At 69.0% G+C, this 16158-nt stretch carries 13 protein-coding genes and 1 pseudogene; 12 read left to right on the plus strand and 2 right to left on the minus strand.

Annotated features, from left to right (window positions below; all coding sequences use genetic code 11):
• Positions 1 to 70: 70 nt before the first annotated feature.
• From AC5Y4Q_RS01085 to AC5Y4Q_RS01110, 6 genes are all read left to right on the plus strand, one after another.
• Positions 71 to 700 carry a TetR/AcrR family transcriptional regulator gene (locus tag AC5Y4Q_RS01085; RefSeq protein ID WP_064924069.1) on the plus strand — a complete coding sequence of 210 codons (630 nt, stop codon included), beginning with the start codon at positions 71 to 73 and terminating at the stop codon, positions 698 to 700.
• Positions 701 to 817: 117 nt separating this feature from the next.
• The gene (locus tag AC5Y4Q_RS01090; protein ID WP_064924068.1) at positions 818 to 2341 is read left to right on the plus strand and encodes a Re/Si-specific NAD(P)(+) transhydrogenase subunit alpha; all 1524 of its coding nucleotides are present in this window, start codon (positions 818 to 820) and stop codon (positions 2339 to 2341) included.
• Between the two features lie 42 nt (positions 2342 to 2383).
• Positions 2384 to 3805: a Re/Si-specific NAD(P)(+) transhydrogenase subunit beta gene (pntB, locus tag AC5Y4Q_RS01095; protein WP_064924067.1), complete on the plus strand. Its 1422-nt coding sequence runs from the start codon at positions 2384 to 2386 to the stop codon at positions 3803 to 3805.
• Between the two features lie 11 nt (positions 3806 to 3816).
• The gene (purB, locus tag AC5Y4Q_RS01100) at positions 3817 to 5235 is read left to right on the plus strand and encodes an adenylosuccinate lyase (RefSeq protein ID WP_064924066.1); all 1419 of its coding nucleotides are present in this window, start codon (positions 3817 to 3819) and stop codon (positions 5233 to 5235) included.
• Positions 5236 to 5241: 6 nt separating this feature from the next.
• On the plus strand, positions 5242 to 6465 hold the full coding sequence (locus AC5Y4Q_RS01105; protein ID WP_499957603.1) for a cytochrome P450: 1224 nt from the start codon (positions 5242 to 5244) through the stop codon (positions 6463 to 6465).
• Complete coding sequence (locus tag AC5Y4Q_RS01110; RefSeq protein ID WP_499957605.1) at positions 6462 to 7535, plus strand: tellurite resistance/C4-dicarboxylate transporter family protein; 1074 nt, start codon at positions 6462 to 6464, stop codon at positions 7533 to 7535. Before AC5Y4Q_RS01105 ends, AC5Y4Q_RS01110 begins: the two co-directional genes overlap by 4 nt.
• Here AC5Y4Q_RS01110 and AC5Y4Q_RS01115 read toward each other — a convergent pair.
• Positions 7423 to 8049 (minus strand): hypothetical protein, encoded by a 627-nt coding sequence (locus AC5Y4Q_RS01115; RefSeq protein WP_125224810.1) that lies wholly within the window; start codon positions 8047 to 8049, stop codon positions 7423 to 7425. The two genes, AC5Y4Q_RS01110 and AC5Y4Q_RS01115, sit on opposite strands and share 113 nt — an antisense overlap.
• 41 nt (positions 8050 to 8090) lie before the next feature.
• On the opposite strand from AC5Y4Q_RS01115, the gene AC5Y4Q_RS01120 reads away from it, so the two are divergent.
• The 6 genes and pseudogenes from AC5Y4Q_RS01120 (at position 8091) to AC5Y4Q_RS01145 (ending at position 15385) form a co-directional block, all read left to right on the plus strand.
• Entirely contained in the window at positions 8091 to 8987 is an 897-nt protein-coding gene (locus tag AC5Y4Q_RS01120) for a phosphoribosylaminoimidazolesuccinocarboxamide synthase (protein ID WP_064924063.1), read from the plus strand.
• A complete protein-coding gene (locus AC5Y4Q_RS01125; protein ID WP_499957608.1) occupies positions 8984 to 11098 on the plus strand; it encodes a S9 family peptidase in 2115 nt (704 codons plus the stop codon). The genes AC5Y4Q_RS01120 and AC5Y4Q_RS01125 overlap by 4 nt, the downstream gene beginning before the upstream one ends.
• A 10-nt stretch (positions 11099 to 11108) precedes the next feature.
• Positions 11109 to 11597: a glutathione peroxidase gene (locus AC5Y4Q_RS01130; protein ID WP_125224812.1), complete on the plus strand. Its 489-nt coding sequence runs from the start codon at positions 11109 to 11111 to the stop codon at positions 11595 to 11597.
• Positions 11597 to 12937 carry a DUF2254 domain-containing protein gene (locus AC5Y4Q_RS01135; RefSeq protein ID WP_064924060.1) on the plus strand — a complete coding sequence of 447 codons (1341 nt, stop codon included), beginning with the start codon at positions 11597 to 11599 and terminating at the stop codon, positions 12935 to 12937. Before AC5Y4Q_RS01130 ends, AC5Y4Q_RS01135 begins: the two co-directional genes overlap by 1 nt.
• A 61-nt stretch (positions 12938 to 12998) precedes the next feature.
• Positions 12999 to 13710 (plus strand): annotated as a pseudogene (locus AC5Y4Q_RS01140) (DUF2334 domain-containing protein).
• Positions 13711 to 13729: 19 nt separating this feature from the next.
• Complete coding sequence (locus tag AC5Y4Q_RS01145) at positions 13730 to 15385, plus strand: FAD-binding dehydrogenase (protein ID WP_499957611.1); 1656 nt, start codon at positions 13730 to 13732, stop codon at positions 15383 to 15385.
• Positions 15386 to 15485: 100 nt separating this feature from the next.
• Here AC5Y4Q_RS01145 and AC5Y4Q_RS01150 read toward each other — a convergent pair whose 3' ends face one another.
• Positions 15486 to 16124 (minus strand): MBL fold metallo-hydrolase, encoded by a 639-nt coding sequence (locus AC5Y4Q_RS01150; protein WP_064924057.1) that lies wholly within the window; start codon positions 16122 to 16124, stop codon positions 15486 to 15488.
• Between the last annotated feature and the right edge of the window lie 34 nt (positions 16125 to 16158).

Raw genomic sequence — 16158 nt, forward strand, 5'->3', positions numbered from 1 at the left:
GGGCCGTTTGTGCGAAAAGGCGGAAACCCATGATGCGGCGATAGCTGTGCTGGCAGCATCTCTAGGCGTGATGACAGCGGTCACGCCCAAGGGGGAGCGCCGGCGGTATGCGCTGATCAGCGCGGCCGCCGAGCTCTTACGTGAGGGCGGGTTCGAGGCGGTGCGGCACCGCGCGGTGGCGCAGCGCGCAGGTCTCCCCTTGGCGTCGACTACCTACTACTTCTCCTCCCTGGACGACCTGATCGCCAGTGCGGTCGAACATATCGGGATGTTGGAGGTCGCCCAGTTGCGCGCCCGCATCGCCGGGCTGTCGCGGCGGCGGCGTAGCGCCGAGACCACCGCTGACATGCTGGTGGATCTGTTGGTGGGGTCGCAAGAGAACCCGGGCAACGGCCCGCAACTCACCGAGCAGCTCATCTCCCGGTATGAGCGGTCCATCATCTGCGCCCGGCAGCCCGCCCTGCGCGAAATCCAGCGCCGCATCCTGCACCAGCGGTCCGACGCCGTCACCGAAGCCGTCGAACGTTCCGGGCGGGTCGCCCGGGTGGAGATGGCATACGCCCTGGTCTGCCTCGTCGACGGGGCGGTGATGGCGGCCCTGGTCGATGATCGCCAGGGCCCGCGGACCGTTGCCCGCGCGGCGGTCATCGATGTCATCGACCTGCTCGCGCCGTTGGACCAACGCGCCGTGTCAGCCTGAGAAGCTCACACGGTATGCTGCGGCGACCCCTTTGTCGCCAGTTTGCTACTGGCGGGTAACCGAGGGTGTCAACACGCCTAGAAACGCCTACGAGAAGCGAATGCGGAGAGCTACGGCATGAATATCGGTGTCCTATCCGAGGCGCAGCCCGGGGAGACGCGTGTGTCGGCGACGCCGGCGACGGTCGCGCAGTTGACCAAGCTCGGTTACGACGTGGTGGTCGATGCCGGCGCCGGTGAGGCGTCGTCGTTCACCGACCAAGCGTATGTCGACGCCGGCGCGACCATCGGCGACGCCCGCGCCGCTGACATCGTCTTCGGGGTCAACGCACCCTCGACCGAGCAGCTGGACGGGATGAAGCCGGGCGCGACGCTGATCAGCCTGCTGGCGCCGGCGCTCAACCCGGACCGGGTGGAGGATCTGGCCCGCCGGCCGATCACGGCGCTGTCGATGGACGCGGTGCCCCGGATTTCGCGGGCGCAGTCACTGGACGTGCTGAGCTCGATGGCCAACATCGCCGGCTACCGCGCCGTGGTGGAGGCCGCCCATGTCTTCGGCCGCTTCTTCACCGGTCAGGTGACCGCCGCCGGCAAGGTGCCGCCGGCCAAGGTGCTGGTGGTCGGTGCCGGGGTGGCCGGGCTGGCCGCGATCGGTGCGGCCGGCAGCCTGGGGGCGATCGTGCGCGCCACCGACCCGCGTCCGGAGGTGGCCGACCAGGTCAAATCGCTCGGCGGGGAATACCTGTCGATCGAGGACCCCGAGGCGGAGGTCTCGGCGACCGGCTACGCCAAGGAGATGGGCGACGACTACAAGGCTCGGGAAGCGGAGCTCTATTCCGAGCAGTGCAAAGACGTCGACATCATCATCACCACCGCGCTCATTCCGGGTAAGCCCGCGCCGCGGATCATCACTGCCGAGATGGTGGCGTCGATGAAGCCGGGCAGCGTGATCGTGGACATGGCCGCGGCCAACGGCGGCAACGTCGAGGGCACGGTCGCCGACCAGGCGATCGTCACCGACAACGGGGTGACGATCATCGGCTACACCGATCTCGCCGGGCGGCTGCCCGCGCAGGCCTCGCAGCTCTACGGCACCAACCTGGTCAACCTGATGAAGTTGATGACGCCGGGCAAGGACGGCCAGCTGGTGCTCGACTTCGACGACGTGGTGCAGCGGTCGATGACTGTGGTGCGCGACGGTGAATCGACGTGGCCGCCCCCGCCGGTGCAGGTCTCGGCCGCGCCGGCCAAGGCCGCCGAGGTCCCGGTGGCCGCGCCGGCGTCGAAGGCGCCGATGTCGCCCGCGCGCCGGCTGGGATTGGTGGTCTCGGCGGCGGCGGTGTTGTTCGCGCTGGTGGCATTGGCGCCCGCGGCGTTGCAGGTGCACCTGACGGTGTTCGCGCTGGCGATTGTGATCGGCTACTACGTGATCGGGCATGTGCACCACGCGCTGCACACGCCGCTGATGTCGGTGACCAATGCCATCTCGGGAATCATCGTGGTCGGTGCGCTGCTGCAGATCGGCCACGACGACCCGGCGATCACGGCGCTGGCGGCCGCGGCGATCCTGCTGGCCAGCATCAACATCTTCGGTGGTTTCGCGGTGACCCGCCGCATGCTGGCCATGTTCTCCCGCAGCTAGAGCCTGCCCAAGACGCCTGAAAAGTTGGAGTAGACCCCGCTTATGTTCTCTGTTGACACCGCCGCCTCGGCGGCATACATCGTCGCGGCGCTGTTGTTCATCCTGGCGCTGGCCGGGCTGAGCAAGCACGAAACATCCAAGGCCGGCAACAGTTTCGGCATCGTTGGCATGGCGGTGGCGCTGGCAGCGACGATTGCCTTGGCCGTGCATCACGGCATCGGGACGGTCGGGCTGGCATTGTTGATCGGGGCCACCGTGGTGGGCGCGGCGATCGGGCTGTGGCGGGCGAAGGTGGTCGAGATGACCGGCATGCCCGAGCTGATCGCACTGCTGCACTCCTTCGTCGGTCTGGCCGCCGTGCTGGTCGGCTGGAACGGCTACCTGCACGTCGAGAACCGCCCGTGTGGTTCGGCGGCCCGGGAACTGGCCGCCTCGGGGATGTTCGGCATCCACTCCGCCGAGGTGTTCATCGGGGTGTTCATCGGTGCGGTCACCTTCACCGGTTCGATCGTGGCCAACCTCAAGCTGTCGGCGCGGATGAAGTCCAACCCGCTGATGCTGCCCGGCAAGAACTTCCTCAACGTCGGCGCCGTGGTGGCGTTCGTCGCGCTGACGGTGTGGTTCGTGTACTCACCGCAGCTGTGGCTGCTGATCGTGGTCACCGTGCTGGCGCTGGCGCTGGGCTGGCACCTGGTGGCCTCCATCGGCGGCGGCGACATGCCGGTGGTGGTCTCGATGCTCAACAGCTACTCCGGTTGGGCCGCGGCGGCGTCGGGCTTCCTGCTCTCCAACGACCTGCTGATCATCACCGGCGCGCTGGTCGGCTCCTCGGGTGCCTACCTGTCCTACATCATGTGCAAGGCGATGAACCGGTCGTTCATCTCGGTGATCGCCGGCGGGTTCGGGATCGAGGCCGGCCCATCGGACGACAAGGACTACGGCGAGCACCGCGAGATCACCGCCGAAGGGGTCGCCGAGCTGCTGGCCGGCGCCGACTCGGTGATCATCACCCCGGGCTACGGGATGGCCGTCGCGCAGGCCCAGTACGGTGTCGCCGAACTCACCCGCAAACTGCGCGAGCGCGGCATCAACGTGCGCTTCGGCATCCACCCGGTCGCCGGCCGGTTGCCCGGCCACATGAATGTGCTGCTGGCCGAGGCCAAGGTGCCCTACGACATCGTGCTGGAGATGGACGAGATCAACGATGACTTCGACGACACGTCCGTCGTCCTGGTGATCGGCGCCAACGACACCGTCAACCCCGCTGCCGCCGAAGACCCGTCCAGCCCGATCGCGGGTATGCCGGTGCTGACCGTCTGGGAAGCCGACAACGTGATCGTCTTCAAGCGCTCCATGGCATCCGGCTACGCCGGCGTGCAGAACCCGCTGTTCTTCCGGCAGAACTCGGCCATGTTGTTCGGCGACGCCAAGGACCGGGTCGAGGACATCCTGCACGCGCTCTAGGCTGATTGCCCGTGAGCATCCCCAACGTCCTGGCGACTCGCTACGCCAGCACCGCGATGACCGACATCTGGTCGCCCGAAGCCAAGATCGTCGCCGAACGCCGGCTGTGGCTGGCGGTGCTGCGCGCCCAGGCCGAACTGGGTGTGCCCGTGCCCGCACAGGCGATCGCCGACTACGAAGCCGTCCTCGAAGACGTCGACCTGGCGTCGATCGCCGCGCGTGAGCGGGTCACCCGCCACGACGTGAAGGCCCGCATCGAGGAGTTCAATGCGCTGGCCGGCCACGAGCACGTGCACAAGGGGATGACCAGCCGCGACCTGACCGAGAACGTCGAACAGCTGCAGATCCGCCAGTCGCTGCAGCTGGTGCACGACCACGGGGTGGCGGTGGCGGCCCGCCTGGCCCGGCACGCGGTGGCCTACCGCGAGCTGGTGATGGCCGGACGCAGCCACAACGTCGCCGCGCAGGCCACCACGCTGGGCAAGCGGTTCGCCTCGGCCGCCGAGGAAACGCTGCTGGCGCTGAGCAGGGTGCGCGAACTGATCGACCGCTACCCGCTGCGCGGCATCAAGGGGCCGATGGGCACCGCTCAGGACATGCTGGACCTGTTCGACGGCGACACCGCCAAACTGGCCGAGCTGGAACGGCGGGTCGCCGAATTTCTGGGCTTCTCAAATGTTTTCACCAGCGTCGGTCAGGTCTACCCCCGCTCGCTGGACCACGACGTCGTCTCCGCCCTGGTGCAACTCGGCGCCGGCCCGTCCTCGCTGGCCCACACCATCCGCTTGATGGCCGGACACGAACTGGTCACCGAAGGCTTCGCACCCGGCCAGGTGGGCTCCTCGGCGATGCCGCACAAGATGAACACCCGCAGCTGCGAACGGGTCAACGGCCTGCAGGTGGTGCTGCGCGGCTACGCGTCGATGGCCGCCGAGCTGGCCGGTGCCCAGTGGAACGAGGGCGACGTGTTCTGCTCGGTGGTGCGCCGCGTCGCGCTGCCGGATGCGTTCTTCGCCCTCGACGGACAGACCGAGACGTTTCTGACCGTGCTCGACGAGTTCGGCGCCTACCCGGCGGTGATCACCCGCGAACTGGACCGCTACCTGCCGTTTTTGGCCACCACCAAGGTGCTGATCGCCGCGGTGCGTGCCGGCATGGGCCGCGAAGCCGCCCACGAGGTGATCAAGGAACACGCGGTCGCCGTCGCCCTGGCGATGCGCGAACGCGGCGCCGAACCCGACCTGCTGGACCGGCTGGCCGCCGACGAGCGGCTGCCGCTGGACCGGGCCGCGCTGGAGGCCGCCATCGCCGACCGGCAGGCGTTCACCGGCGCGGCCGCCGACCAGGTCGACCAGGTCGCGGCCGCGGTGAGCGAACTGGCCGAGCGGTATCCCGAGGCGGCCGCCTACACCCCGGGCGCGATTCTCTAACCGGCGATGAGCGTCCAGCAGCTCGCGACGATCGACTTCACCGATCTGGACAACTTCGCGAGCGGCTTCCCGCACGAGCTGTTCGCGCTGCACCGCCAATTCGCGCCGGTGTACTGGCACGAGCCCACCGCGCACACCCCAGACGCCCAGGGCTTCTGGTCGGTGGCCAGCCACGCCCAAACCCTCGAAGTCCTGCGCGATAACCAGACCTACTCCTCGGTGACCGGCGGTTCCAGACCATTCGGCGGCACGGTGCTGCAAGACCTGCCGATCGCCGGCCGGCTGCTCAACATGATGGACGACCCCGGGCACGCCGAGGTCCGCCGGCTGGTCAGCTCGGGTCTGACGCCGCGGATGATCCGCCGCGTGGAAGAGGATCTGCGGTGTCGTGCGCGGCTGCTGCTGGACGCGGTTGAGCCGGGCGTGCCGTTCGACTTCCTGGTCGAGGTCGCCGCCGAGCTGCCGATGCAGATGATCTGCATCCTGCTCGGTGTGCCCGAAGCCGACCGGCACTGGTTGTTCGAGGCGATCGAGCCCAGCTTCGACTTCCGCGGTTCGCGCGCGGCCGTGGTTCCCCGACTGTCGAGCTCGGACGCCGACAACCCGGTCTACACCTACGGCCGAGAACTCATCGCGGCCAAACGGGCCGCGCCGAGCGAGGACATGCTGTCGGTGGTGGCCAACTCTGCTGACCCGCAGCTCACCGACCTGGAGGTGTATCTGTTCTTCCAGCTGCTGTTCAGCGCCGGCGCGGAGACCACCCGCAACGCCCTCGCCGGCGGCCTGCTGGCGCTGGCTCAGCACCCCGACCAATGGCATGCGCTGCGTGGCGATTTCGGTCTGCTGCCCACCGCCGTCGAGGAGATCATCCGCTGGACCTCACCGTCCCCGTCGAAGCGGCGCACGGCCACCCGGCGGGCGGTGCTGGGCGGCAAGATCATCCAAGCCGGCCAGAAGGTACTGGTGTGGGAGGGCTCGGCGAATCGCGATCCGGCCGTCTTCGACCGGGCCGATGAGTTCGATGTGACCCGAAAACCCAATCCCCACATCGGATTCGGTCATGGATCGCATTTCTGCCTGGGGGCGCATCTGGCCCGCCTGGAGATGCGGGTGCTCTACGAGGAGCTGCTGAGCCGGTTCGGCAAGGTGGCGGTGGTGGCACCGGTGGAATGGACCCGGAGCAACCGGCACACCGGCATGCGCCACATGATGGTGGAACTGCGGCCGTGACCAGGTTGCCGGCACCGGACGCGTTCGCGGTCGTGATGGCCACCGGCATACTCTCGATCGCCGCGCGTGACCACCACTATCGTTGGCTCTCGGACACTTTGGGGGTGCTGGCCACCGTCATGCTGGTGGTCCTCACGCCGGCCGCCGTGCGCGCCGCCCCGCGCTGGGATCTTCGCGACCCCGACGTGACGCTGCGGCTGTTCACCTTCGTGGCCGCGTGCGCCGTCCTGGATTCCCGGCTGGTCGCCCACCCGGTGGTGGCGCGCGGGCTGGGCGTAGTGGCGCTGACGGCATGGCTGGCGCTGGCCATCCTGACCGGCCGCAACATGGTTGCACGCGGGCTGGTCCCGTTGCGCGGCCATGCCCACGGGGCCTGGGAGTTGGCCAGCGTCGGGACGTCGGGGCTGGCTATCGTCGCCACGCAGGTCGCCCGGCACACCGGTGATCGCGGGTGGGCGCCTGCGGCGGTGGCGGCGTGGTTGCTGGCGATCGCGATCTACGCCGTGATGGCCTGGCTGATCTTGTGGCGCACCGCCGTCGAACGCCAGGACCGCGAGGGGTTCGCGCCCGACGACTGGATCCTGATGGGGGCGTTGGCGATCGCCACCCTGGCCGGCGACACCATCCACGCGGTGACAGCGGATTGGCTGGGCGGGCCGGTGCGTGCGGTCACGATCGTGACGTGGGTGGCAGCCAGCGGATGGATTCCGCCGCTGATCTACTTCGTGCTGCACCGGGTCAACCGGCGTCCGGCGGTGCTGCAACTCACCGGCGCGTGGTGGGCGCTGGTCTTCCCGTTGGGGATGTACTCGGTGGCCACCGGCGCGATGTCCGCCGAACTCCGGATGCCTGCGCTGAACACGGTGGCGCTGGTGTTCTTCTGGAATGCGTTGACGGCCTGGGTGATCGTGGTGGTCGCCGGGCTGCTGCGGTTCCGGCGCGATTTCTCCCGCGCGGCTATCGCGCAGGGGCGCGCCGGGCCAGGCCCGCCGAGCGCAACTCGAGGGCGGCCAGACCGCCGATCACGGCCGGGTCGGCGTGCCGCCACGCCCCGACCGGATCGGGACTGACCGCGGTGAGTTTACCCAGCGGCCGGTTGGTCAGCGCCCGCAACGCCAACAGCTGTTCACCGGCCGGGGTCGCGGCCAGTGTCAGCACCGCCCGCTTGCGCAGAAAGAACCGCAGCCGCAAGGTCAGCCAGGGCATCGCCACCGCCAGGATCGGCGGTGCGGCGACCGCGATCGCCAGTAGGTAGGCCAGCCAGCCGGCGGTGGTGTCCAGGCTGTGGCCGGCACCGGCGATGTCGACCGCCGCTTCCCCGGCAGCCGTGAGTGGCTTGCTCACCGCATCGCCCACCAGCGGTATGCGATCGGCGCTGTGCCCGGCCGAGGCCAGGCTCTCGGCCACCCCGTTGGCGCCCCGCTCGAACTGCCGCCCGACTCCGGCGATGGCGGCCACCGCCCCGTGCACCGCGAGGGCCACCAGCACCCACAGGAAGGTCCATGCCGCGACGACGGCGTCGCTGAACAGTTGGGCCAACAGGCGGCCGGGGGTAGTGGCGTAGGGCAGCAACCGGGAAGTCATGTCGTTGATCCCAGCACACGACCAGCGGTTAGGCTGGCCAGATGTCGCGTCCCGCGCTCTCCGATTACCAGCACCTGGCCAGCGGCAAAGTCCGCGAACTGTATCGGATCGACGACAAGCACCTGTTGTTCGTCGCCACCGACCGGATCTCGGCGTTCGACTACATCCTGGACAGCCAGATCCCGGACAAGGGCCGCATCCTGACCGCGATGAGCGTCTTCTTCTTCGACCTGGTCGATGCGCCCAACCACCTGGCCGGCCCCCCCGATGACCCGCGTATCCCCGAGGAGGTGCTGGGCCGGGCGCTGGTGGTGCGCCAGCTGCAGATGATGCCGATCGAGTGCGTGGCGCGCGGCTACCTGACCGGCTCGGGCCTGCTGGACTACCAGCGCAGCGGCTCGGTATGCGGCATCCCGCTGCCGCCGGGCCTGGTGGAGGCCAGCAAGTTCGCCAACCCGCTGTTCACCCCGGCCACCAAGGCCGAGATCGGCGAACACGACGAGAACATCTCGTTCGCGCAGGTGATCGAGCTGGTCGGACCGGTACGGGCCGGCCAGCTGCGCGACCGCACCATGCAGACCTATGTGCAGGCGGCCGACCACGCCCTGAGGAAGGGAATCATCATCGCCGACACCAAGTTCGAGTTCGGCCTCGACGAACACGACAATCTGGTGCTGGCCGATGAGGTGTTCACCCCCGACTCGTCGCGGTACTGGCCGGCCGACCACTATCAGGCCGGGGTCGTGCAGGAGAGCTTCGACAAGCAGTTCGTGCGCAACTGGCTCACCGGCCCGGAATCCGGCTGGGATCGGGCCGGTAGCCAACCGCCCCCGCCGCTGCCGGACGACGTCATCGATGCCACCCGTGCCCGTTATGTCGAGGCCTATGAACGAATCTCCGGTCTGTCCTTCGATGACTGGGTCGGCCCCGGGGCATGACCGACGTCACGCAGACGCTGCCGGATCCCCCTTCGGCCAAGCGGGTGGAAACCACCCGTGCCCACCATGGGGATGTCTTCGTCGACCCCTATGAATGGCTGCGTGACAAGTCCGACCCGGCGGTGCTCGCTCACCTAGAAGCCGAGAACGCTTACACCGACGCGGCGACAGCGCACCTGGAACCGTTGCGGCAGAGCATCTTCGGCGAGATCAAGGCCCGCACCAAGGAGACCGACCTGTCGGTGCCCGCCCGCCGTGGCGACTGGTGGTACTACGGGCGCACCTTCGAGGGAAAGCAGTACGGCGTCCAATGCCGCTGTCCCGTCCGGTCTCCCGACGACTGGGACCCGCCCCTGCTCGATGAGGCCACCGAGATCCCCGGCGAGCAAGTGCTGCTGGATCAGAACGCCGAGGCCGAGGGCCATGACTTCTTCGCGCTCGGCGCCGCCAGCGTCAGCCCGGACGGCAACATCTTGGCCTACTCCGTCGACGTCGTCGGTGACGAGCGGTACACGCTGCGGTTCTCCGACCTGCGCACCGGTGAGCTGTTGCCCGACGAGATCACCGGAATCGGCGCCGGAGTCACCTGGGCGACCGATAACCGCACGGTCTACTACGTCACCGTCGACGCGGCCTGGCGCCCGGACACCGTGTGGCGCTACCGGATCGGCGCCGGCCAACCCGCCGAGCAGGTCTACCACGAGACCGACGAACGGTTCTGGCTGTCGGTGGGGCGTACCCGCAGCGACGCCTATGTGCTGATCGCGGCGGGATCGTCGATCACCTCCGAGGTCCGCTACGCCGACGCGGCCGACCCGCAGGCGCCGTTCACCGTGGTGCTGCCCCGCCGCGAAGGCGTTGAGTACTCGGTGGAGCACGCCATCCTCGACGGCCGGGACCGGTTTCTCATCCTGCACAACGATGGTGCGATCAACTTCACCCTGGCGCAGGCCCCGGTGGACGACCCGTCTGCGCAGCAGATTCTGATCGCCGGACGTGATGATGTGCGGCTCGATTCGGTGGACGCCTTCGCGCACCACCTCGTCGTCGGCTACCGAGCCGAGGGGCTGCCGCGCCTTCAGCTGTGGCCGATCGGCAGCGACGGCGAGTACCTGCCGCCGCAGGAGATCACCTTCGATACCGAACTGGCTTCGTCGGGCCTGGGGGCCAACCCGAACTGGGATGGCCCGAAACTCCGGGTCGGCACCACCTCGTTCATCACCCCGGTGCGGATCTATGACATCGACTTCGCGACCGGCGAACGCACCTTGCTGCGGGAGCAGCCGGTGCTCGGCGAATACCGCCGAGAAGACTACGTCGAGTACCGGGACTGGGCCTATGCCGAGGATGGCACCCGAGTCCCGGTGTCGGTCGTGCACCGGGCCGGTATTGAATTGCCTGCTCCCGCACTGCTTTACGGCTACGGTGCCTATGAGATGTGCGAGGACCCGCAGTTCTCGATCGCCCGACTGTCCCTGCTGGACCGGGGCATGGTGTTCGCCGTCGCGCATGTCCGCGGCGGCGGCGAGCTGGGCCGGCTGTGGTACGAGCACGGCAAGCTGCTGGAGAAGAAGAACAGCTTCACCGACTTCGTGGCGGCGGGCCGGCATCTGATCGGGGCTGGCGTCTGCAAGCCGGCGCATCTGGTGGCGATGGGCGGCAGCGCCGGGGGGCTGTTAGTCGGCGCGGCTACCAACGTGGCACCGGAACTGTTCGCCGGCGTGGTGGCCCAAGTTCCGTTCGTCGATCCGCTGACCACCATCCTGGATCCGTCGCTGCCGTTGACCGTCACCGAGTGGGACGAGTGGGGAAACCCGTTGGACGACAAAGACGTCTACTTCTACATGAAGTCCTACTCGCCCTATGAGAACATCACCGCCCGGGACTACCCGCCGATCCTGGCGATGACGTCGCTGCACGACACTCGGGTGTATTACGTCGAGCCGGCGAAGTGGGTTGCGGCGCTGCGGCAAACCAAGACCGACGCCAATCCGGTGCTGCTCAAGACGCAGATGAACGCCGGCCACGGCGGCATCTCCGGGCGCTACGAACGCTGGAAGGAGATCGCGTTCCAATACGCCTGGCTGCTGGCGACGGCCGGCTGCGGGTAACCTCGCGGCCATGAGCCTCGCTGATATCCCCCTGACCACCCTCGACGGGCGCCCCACCTCGCTGGCGGATTACGCCGGCCGCGCGGTGCTGGTCGTCAACGTCGCCTCCAAATGCGGGCTCACCCCGCAGTACAGCGCCCTGGAGAAGCTGGCCCGCGACTACGCCGACCGCGGGCTGACGGTGCTCGGCGTGCCCTGCAACCAGTTCATGGGCCAAGAGCCCGGCACGCCCGAGGAGATCCAGACCTTCTGCTCCACCACCTACGGGGTGACCTTTCCGCTGCTGGCCAAGACCGACGTCAACGGCGATGACCGCCACCCGCTGTACGCGGGGCTGACCAAGACCGCTGACGCCGACGGTTCCGCCGGTGACGTGCAATGGAACTTCGAGAAGTTTCTGCTCGCCCCCTCCGGCGTGGTGGTCAACCGGTTCCGGCCCACCACGGTGCCGGACGCGCCCGAGGTGATCGCCGCCATCGAGGCCGTACTGCCGAACTGATGCGCACCCGCTCGGAGCGCTTCCCGAGTGTTAGGGCGTTGGCGCTGGCCTATAGGTTCCGCGAGAGCCTGTTCCTCCTGCCGCTGCTGATCGTGTTCGGCGGCATGCTGCTGGCCATTCTCTGCCGTGCGGCCGACCATCGTATCGGCCCGTCGCCCCGCTTTCTGCTGAAGATGGACAGCGGAGTGGCCACCACGTTGCTGTCCACGATCGCCGGCGCAACGATCACCACCGCCGGGGTCATCTTCTCGCTGACCATCGTGAGCCTGCAGCTGGCGAGTTCGCAGCTCTCGCCGCGGGTGATGCGCTGGTTCATCCGCGACCGGCTCAGTCAAGTGGTGATCGGCCTGCTGGTCGCGACATTCGTCTACTGCGTGCTGAGCCTGCCGGATCTGGACGGTTCTTCGCCGCTGCCCGCTCCGCCGGTGACGGTGACCATCGCCGTCGTGCTGACGATCGTCACCGTGATCACCATCATCGCCCACGTCGACCACCTGGCCCATCGGCTCGAGGTCGGTCAGGTGGTGCGCGAGATCGCCGCGGAGGGCTCGATGGTGATCGACACCGTGGTGGCCGCCGCGGCCGACGAGCAGCCGGCCCCCGACACCGACATGGAGGCTCCGCCGGAGGCGCTGCGGCTGACCTCGCCCGGCAACGGCTGGATCAGCCGGGTCGACACCCAGCGGCTGTTGGCCGCCATTCCACCGAACACCACGATCCGGTTGGACACCCGCGTCGGCGCCTACATCCACCTCGGCCAGCCGCTGGTCACGATCTGGCCGCCGCCGGCTCACCCGGACCGGGTGCGCCAGAAGCTGACCCGCGCGATCGCCGTCAGCGACAGCCGCACCATGCAGGAGGACATCGACTTCGCGTTCCGGCAGCTCGTCGACATCGGCCTGCGCGCGCTGAGCTCGGCGATCAACGACCCGACCACCGCGGTGGAGGCCACCCTGCGCGTCGGCAGCCTGCTGCGCCGACTGCTGGTCGTGCCGTTGCCGTTGGTGGCGGTGGCCGGTTCGGAGGGGCGGGTACTGCTGCGGCCGTGGGGTCTTAACGCCAAGGAGTACATCGCACACGGCTTCGATCAGCTCCGTCAGGTCGCACCGTCTCAGCCCCTGGTCGCGGCGACAATCCTGCGGGTGCTGCGGATGCTGGTCGTCCACGTCGAAGAACAGGGCCGCACCGAACACATTCCGGCACTGCGGGAGCAGGCCGACCTGCTGCTGGAATCCCTTGCCAAGGCGCCGGACCTGCATGCCCGCGACCTGGCGCGACTGCAGGCGATCGCCAACAGCACCGACCCGGCCAACCACAGCCGTCGCCGGATGACCCCGTAGGGCTAGCTGACGTCTTCCTCTATGTCACCGCCCGGACACCTGCACCGGCCACACTGGTGAGGTGACCGGAGAGCTGATCGTCTCCGTCTCGGGGATCGGCGAACGCACCCGCGCCGACACCGAGGCGTTCTGCGCGCAGCTGGACGCCCGCGGGGTACCGGTATCGCTGCTGGTGGCGCCGCGGCTGGGGGCCGACTATCGGCTGGACCGCGACCCGCGTACCGTCGACTGGCTGGTGCGCCGGCGGGTCGAGGGGGCCGCCATCGTCCTGCACGGGTTTTGACGAGGCCGCCACCAAAAGGCGCCGCGGCGAGTTCGCCACCTTGGGCGCCCACGAGGCCAACCTGCGGCTGCTCGGCGCGGACCGCGTGCTCGAGCACCTGGGGTTGCGCACCCGGCTGTTCGCCGCGCCCGGCTGGACCGTGTCAGCAGGAACAGTGCAGGCGTTGCCGCGCAACGGGTTCCGCCTGCTCGCCGGGCTGCATACGGTGACGGATCTGGTGTTGGACCGCACCGTGCGGGCCCGGGTCATCGGCGTGGGGGCCGGGTTTTTGACCACGCCCTGGTGGTGCCGGATGGTGGTGGCGACCAGTGAACGCATCGCACGCCGCGGCGGCGTGGTGCGGCTGTCGGTGGGCGCTCGTCAGCTGAGCGAACCGGCCGTCGTGGCGGCCATGCTGGATGCGGTCGATGCGGCGCTGGGACACGGCTGCCGGCCGGAGCGCTACCGGTGGCCGGTCGCGGTCGATGTGGCCTCCGGGCTGAGTGCCTGAGTCGTTACCCTGGAACGCCATGAGCGGTAAGGCGGACGCCGACGCGATCATCGTCGGGGCGGGTCTGGCCGGCTTGGTGGCGGCCTGCGAACTGGTGGAACGCGGCCAGCGGGTGCTGATACTCGACCAGGAGAACAGCGCGAACCTGGGCGGTCAGGCGTTCTGGTCCTTCGGGGGCCTGTTCTTCGTCGACAGCCCCGAACAGCGGCGGCTCGGCGTCCGCGACAGCCATGAACTGGCACTGCAGGATTGGTTGGGTACCGCGGGCTTCGACCGCGCGTGCGACCACTGGCCGCGCCAATGGGCGCACGCCTACGTCGACTTCGCCGCCGGTGAGAAGCGCAGCTGGCTGACCGCGCGCGGGCTGAAGGTCTTCCCGTTGGTCGGTTGGGCCGAGCGCGGCGGATACGGGGCGATCGGGCACGGCAATTCGGTGCCCCGGTTCCACATCACCTGGGGGACCGGGCCCGCCCTGGTCGAGATCTTCGCGGGCCGGCTGCGGGGCCGGTCGCGAGTCCGCTTCGCCCACCGGCACCGGGTCGACGAACTGATCGTCGAAGAGGGCCGGGTGACCGGCGTGCGGGGCAGCGTCCTGGAACCGTCGTCCGCGCCACGCGGTGTGGCGTCGTCGCGAACCATCGTGGGGGAGTTCGAGTTCCGTGCTTCCGCCGTGCTGGTGACCAGTGGCGGCATCGGCGGCAACATCGACCTGGTGCGCCAGAACTGGCCGGAGCGGATGGGCCGCGTCCCCGCCCAGCTTCTGGCCGGCGTGCCCGCCCACGTCGACGGCCGGATGATCGGCATCACCGAGGCGGCCGGCGGGCGGGTGATCAACCGGGACCGGATGTGGCACTACACCGAGGGCATCACCAACTACGACCCGATCTGGCCGGGCCACGGTATCCGGATCATTCCCGGCCCGTCGCCGCTGTGGCTGGACGCGACCGGCGCCCGGCTGCCCGGGCCGCTGTATCCCGGCTTCGACACCCTGGGCACCTTGGAGCACATCGCCCGCTCCGGGCAGGACTACACCTGGTTCGTGTTGAACCGCAGGATCATCGAGAAGGAATTCGCGCTGTCGGGTCAGGAGCAGAACCCGGACCTGACCGGACGTAGCCTGCGTCAGCTGGTCGCGTCCCGGGTACGGTCGGGGCCGCCGCCACCGGTGCAGGCGTTCGTCGACCGCGGGGTGGACTTCGTCCATGCCGATTCGCTGCGCGATCTGGTCTTGCGCATGAACGATCTGCCCGACGTGGTTCCGTTGGACTACGCGACGGTGGCCGCCCAGGTCACCGCCCGCGACCGCGAGGTGGCCAATCGGTTCAGTAAGGACGGTCAGGTCACCGCGATCCGCGGGGCGCGTGCCTACTTGGGTGACCGGCTGGGCCGGGTGGTGGCCCCACACCGGTTGACCGATCCGGCCGCCGGGCCGCTGATCGCGGTCAAGCTGCACATCCTGACGCGGAAAACGTTGGGCGGCTTGGAGACCGACTTGGACTCGCGGGTGCTGGGCGGCGACGGCAAGCCGATCGACGGGCTGTATGCGGCCGGCGAGGTGGCCGGCTTCGGCGGTGGCGGGGTGCACGGCTACCGGGCGCTGGAGGGCACCTTCCTGGGTGGGTGCATCTTCTCCGGGCGGGCCGCCGGCCGGGGCGCCGCCGCCGATATCGCTTAGCGTGGGCCCGCGCCAGCCGCACCCCCGCCGAGCGTGAAGGTAACTTCACGCTCGACGCCTCAGCGTGAAGCTAACTTCACGTTCGGCGGTAGGCAGGCACCTAGAAGGCGACGGCGCTCTCGGCGGGCAGTACCTGAAAGTCGGTGCGCCCCATCTCGGCTAGCCGGCCGTGGTAGATACCGCGGGCGTCGGCGGCGATGATGCCCTGGTGGATCGGCACCGCGGCGCGCGGCGCCACGGCGCGCAGGTAGTCCACCGCCTCGGAGATCTTCATCCAGGGCGCCGCGGCCGGGGCGGCCAGGACATCCACCGGCTCGTCCGGCACGAACAGCGCATCGCCGGGGTGCATCAACCGGGCCGGGTGCCCGGCGTCGCCGACGAGATAGGAGATGTTGTCGATCATCGGGATCTCCGGATGGATCACCGCGTGCTGGCCGCCGACCCCGCGCACCCGCAGTGAGCCGAGGTCGAAGGAGTCCCCGGCGTGCACAGCTCGCCACGGCGGTCCCAGCTGGGCGGCGGTCTGCGGGTCGGCGTAGAGCGCCGCGTCCGGATTGGCGTCGAGCAGGGCCGGCAGCCGCTCCACATCGACGTGGTCGGGGTGCTGATGGGTGATCAGGATGGCCGACAACCCGGTGATGCCCTCGAAGCCGTGCGAGAAGTTGCCGGGGTCGAACAGCACCGTGGTGTCGACGAAATCGGCGAGCAGGCAGGAGTGGCCGAAGTGGGTCAGTCGCATGCCTTCGATTGTGCGCTCCGGCGTCGCGGACGGG

It is taken from the genome of Mycobacterium sp. NGS16 (assembly GCF_059813225.1).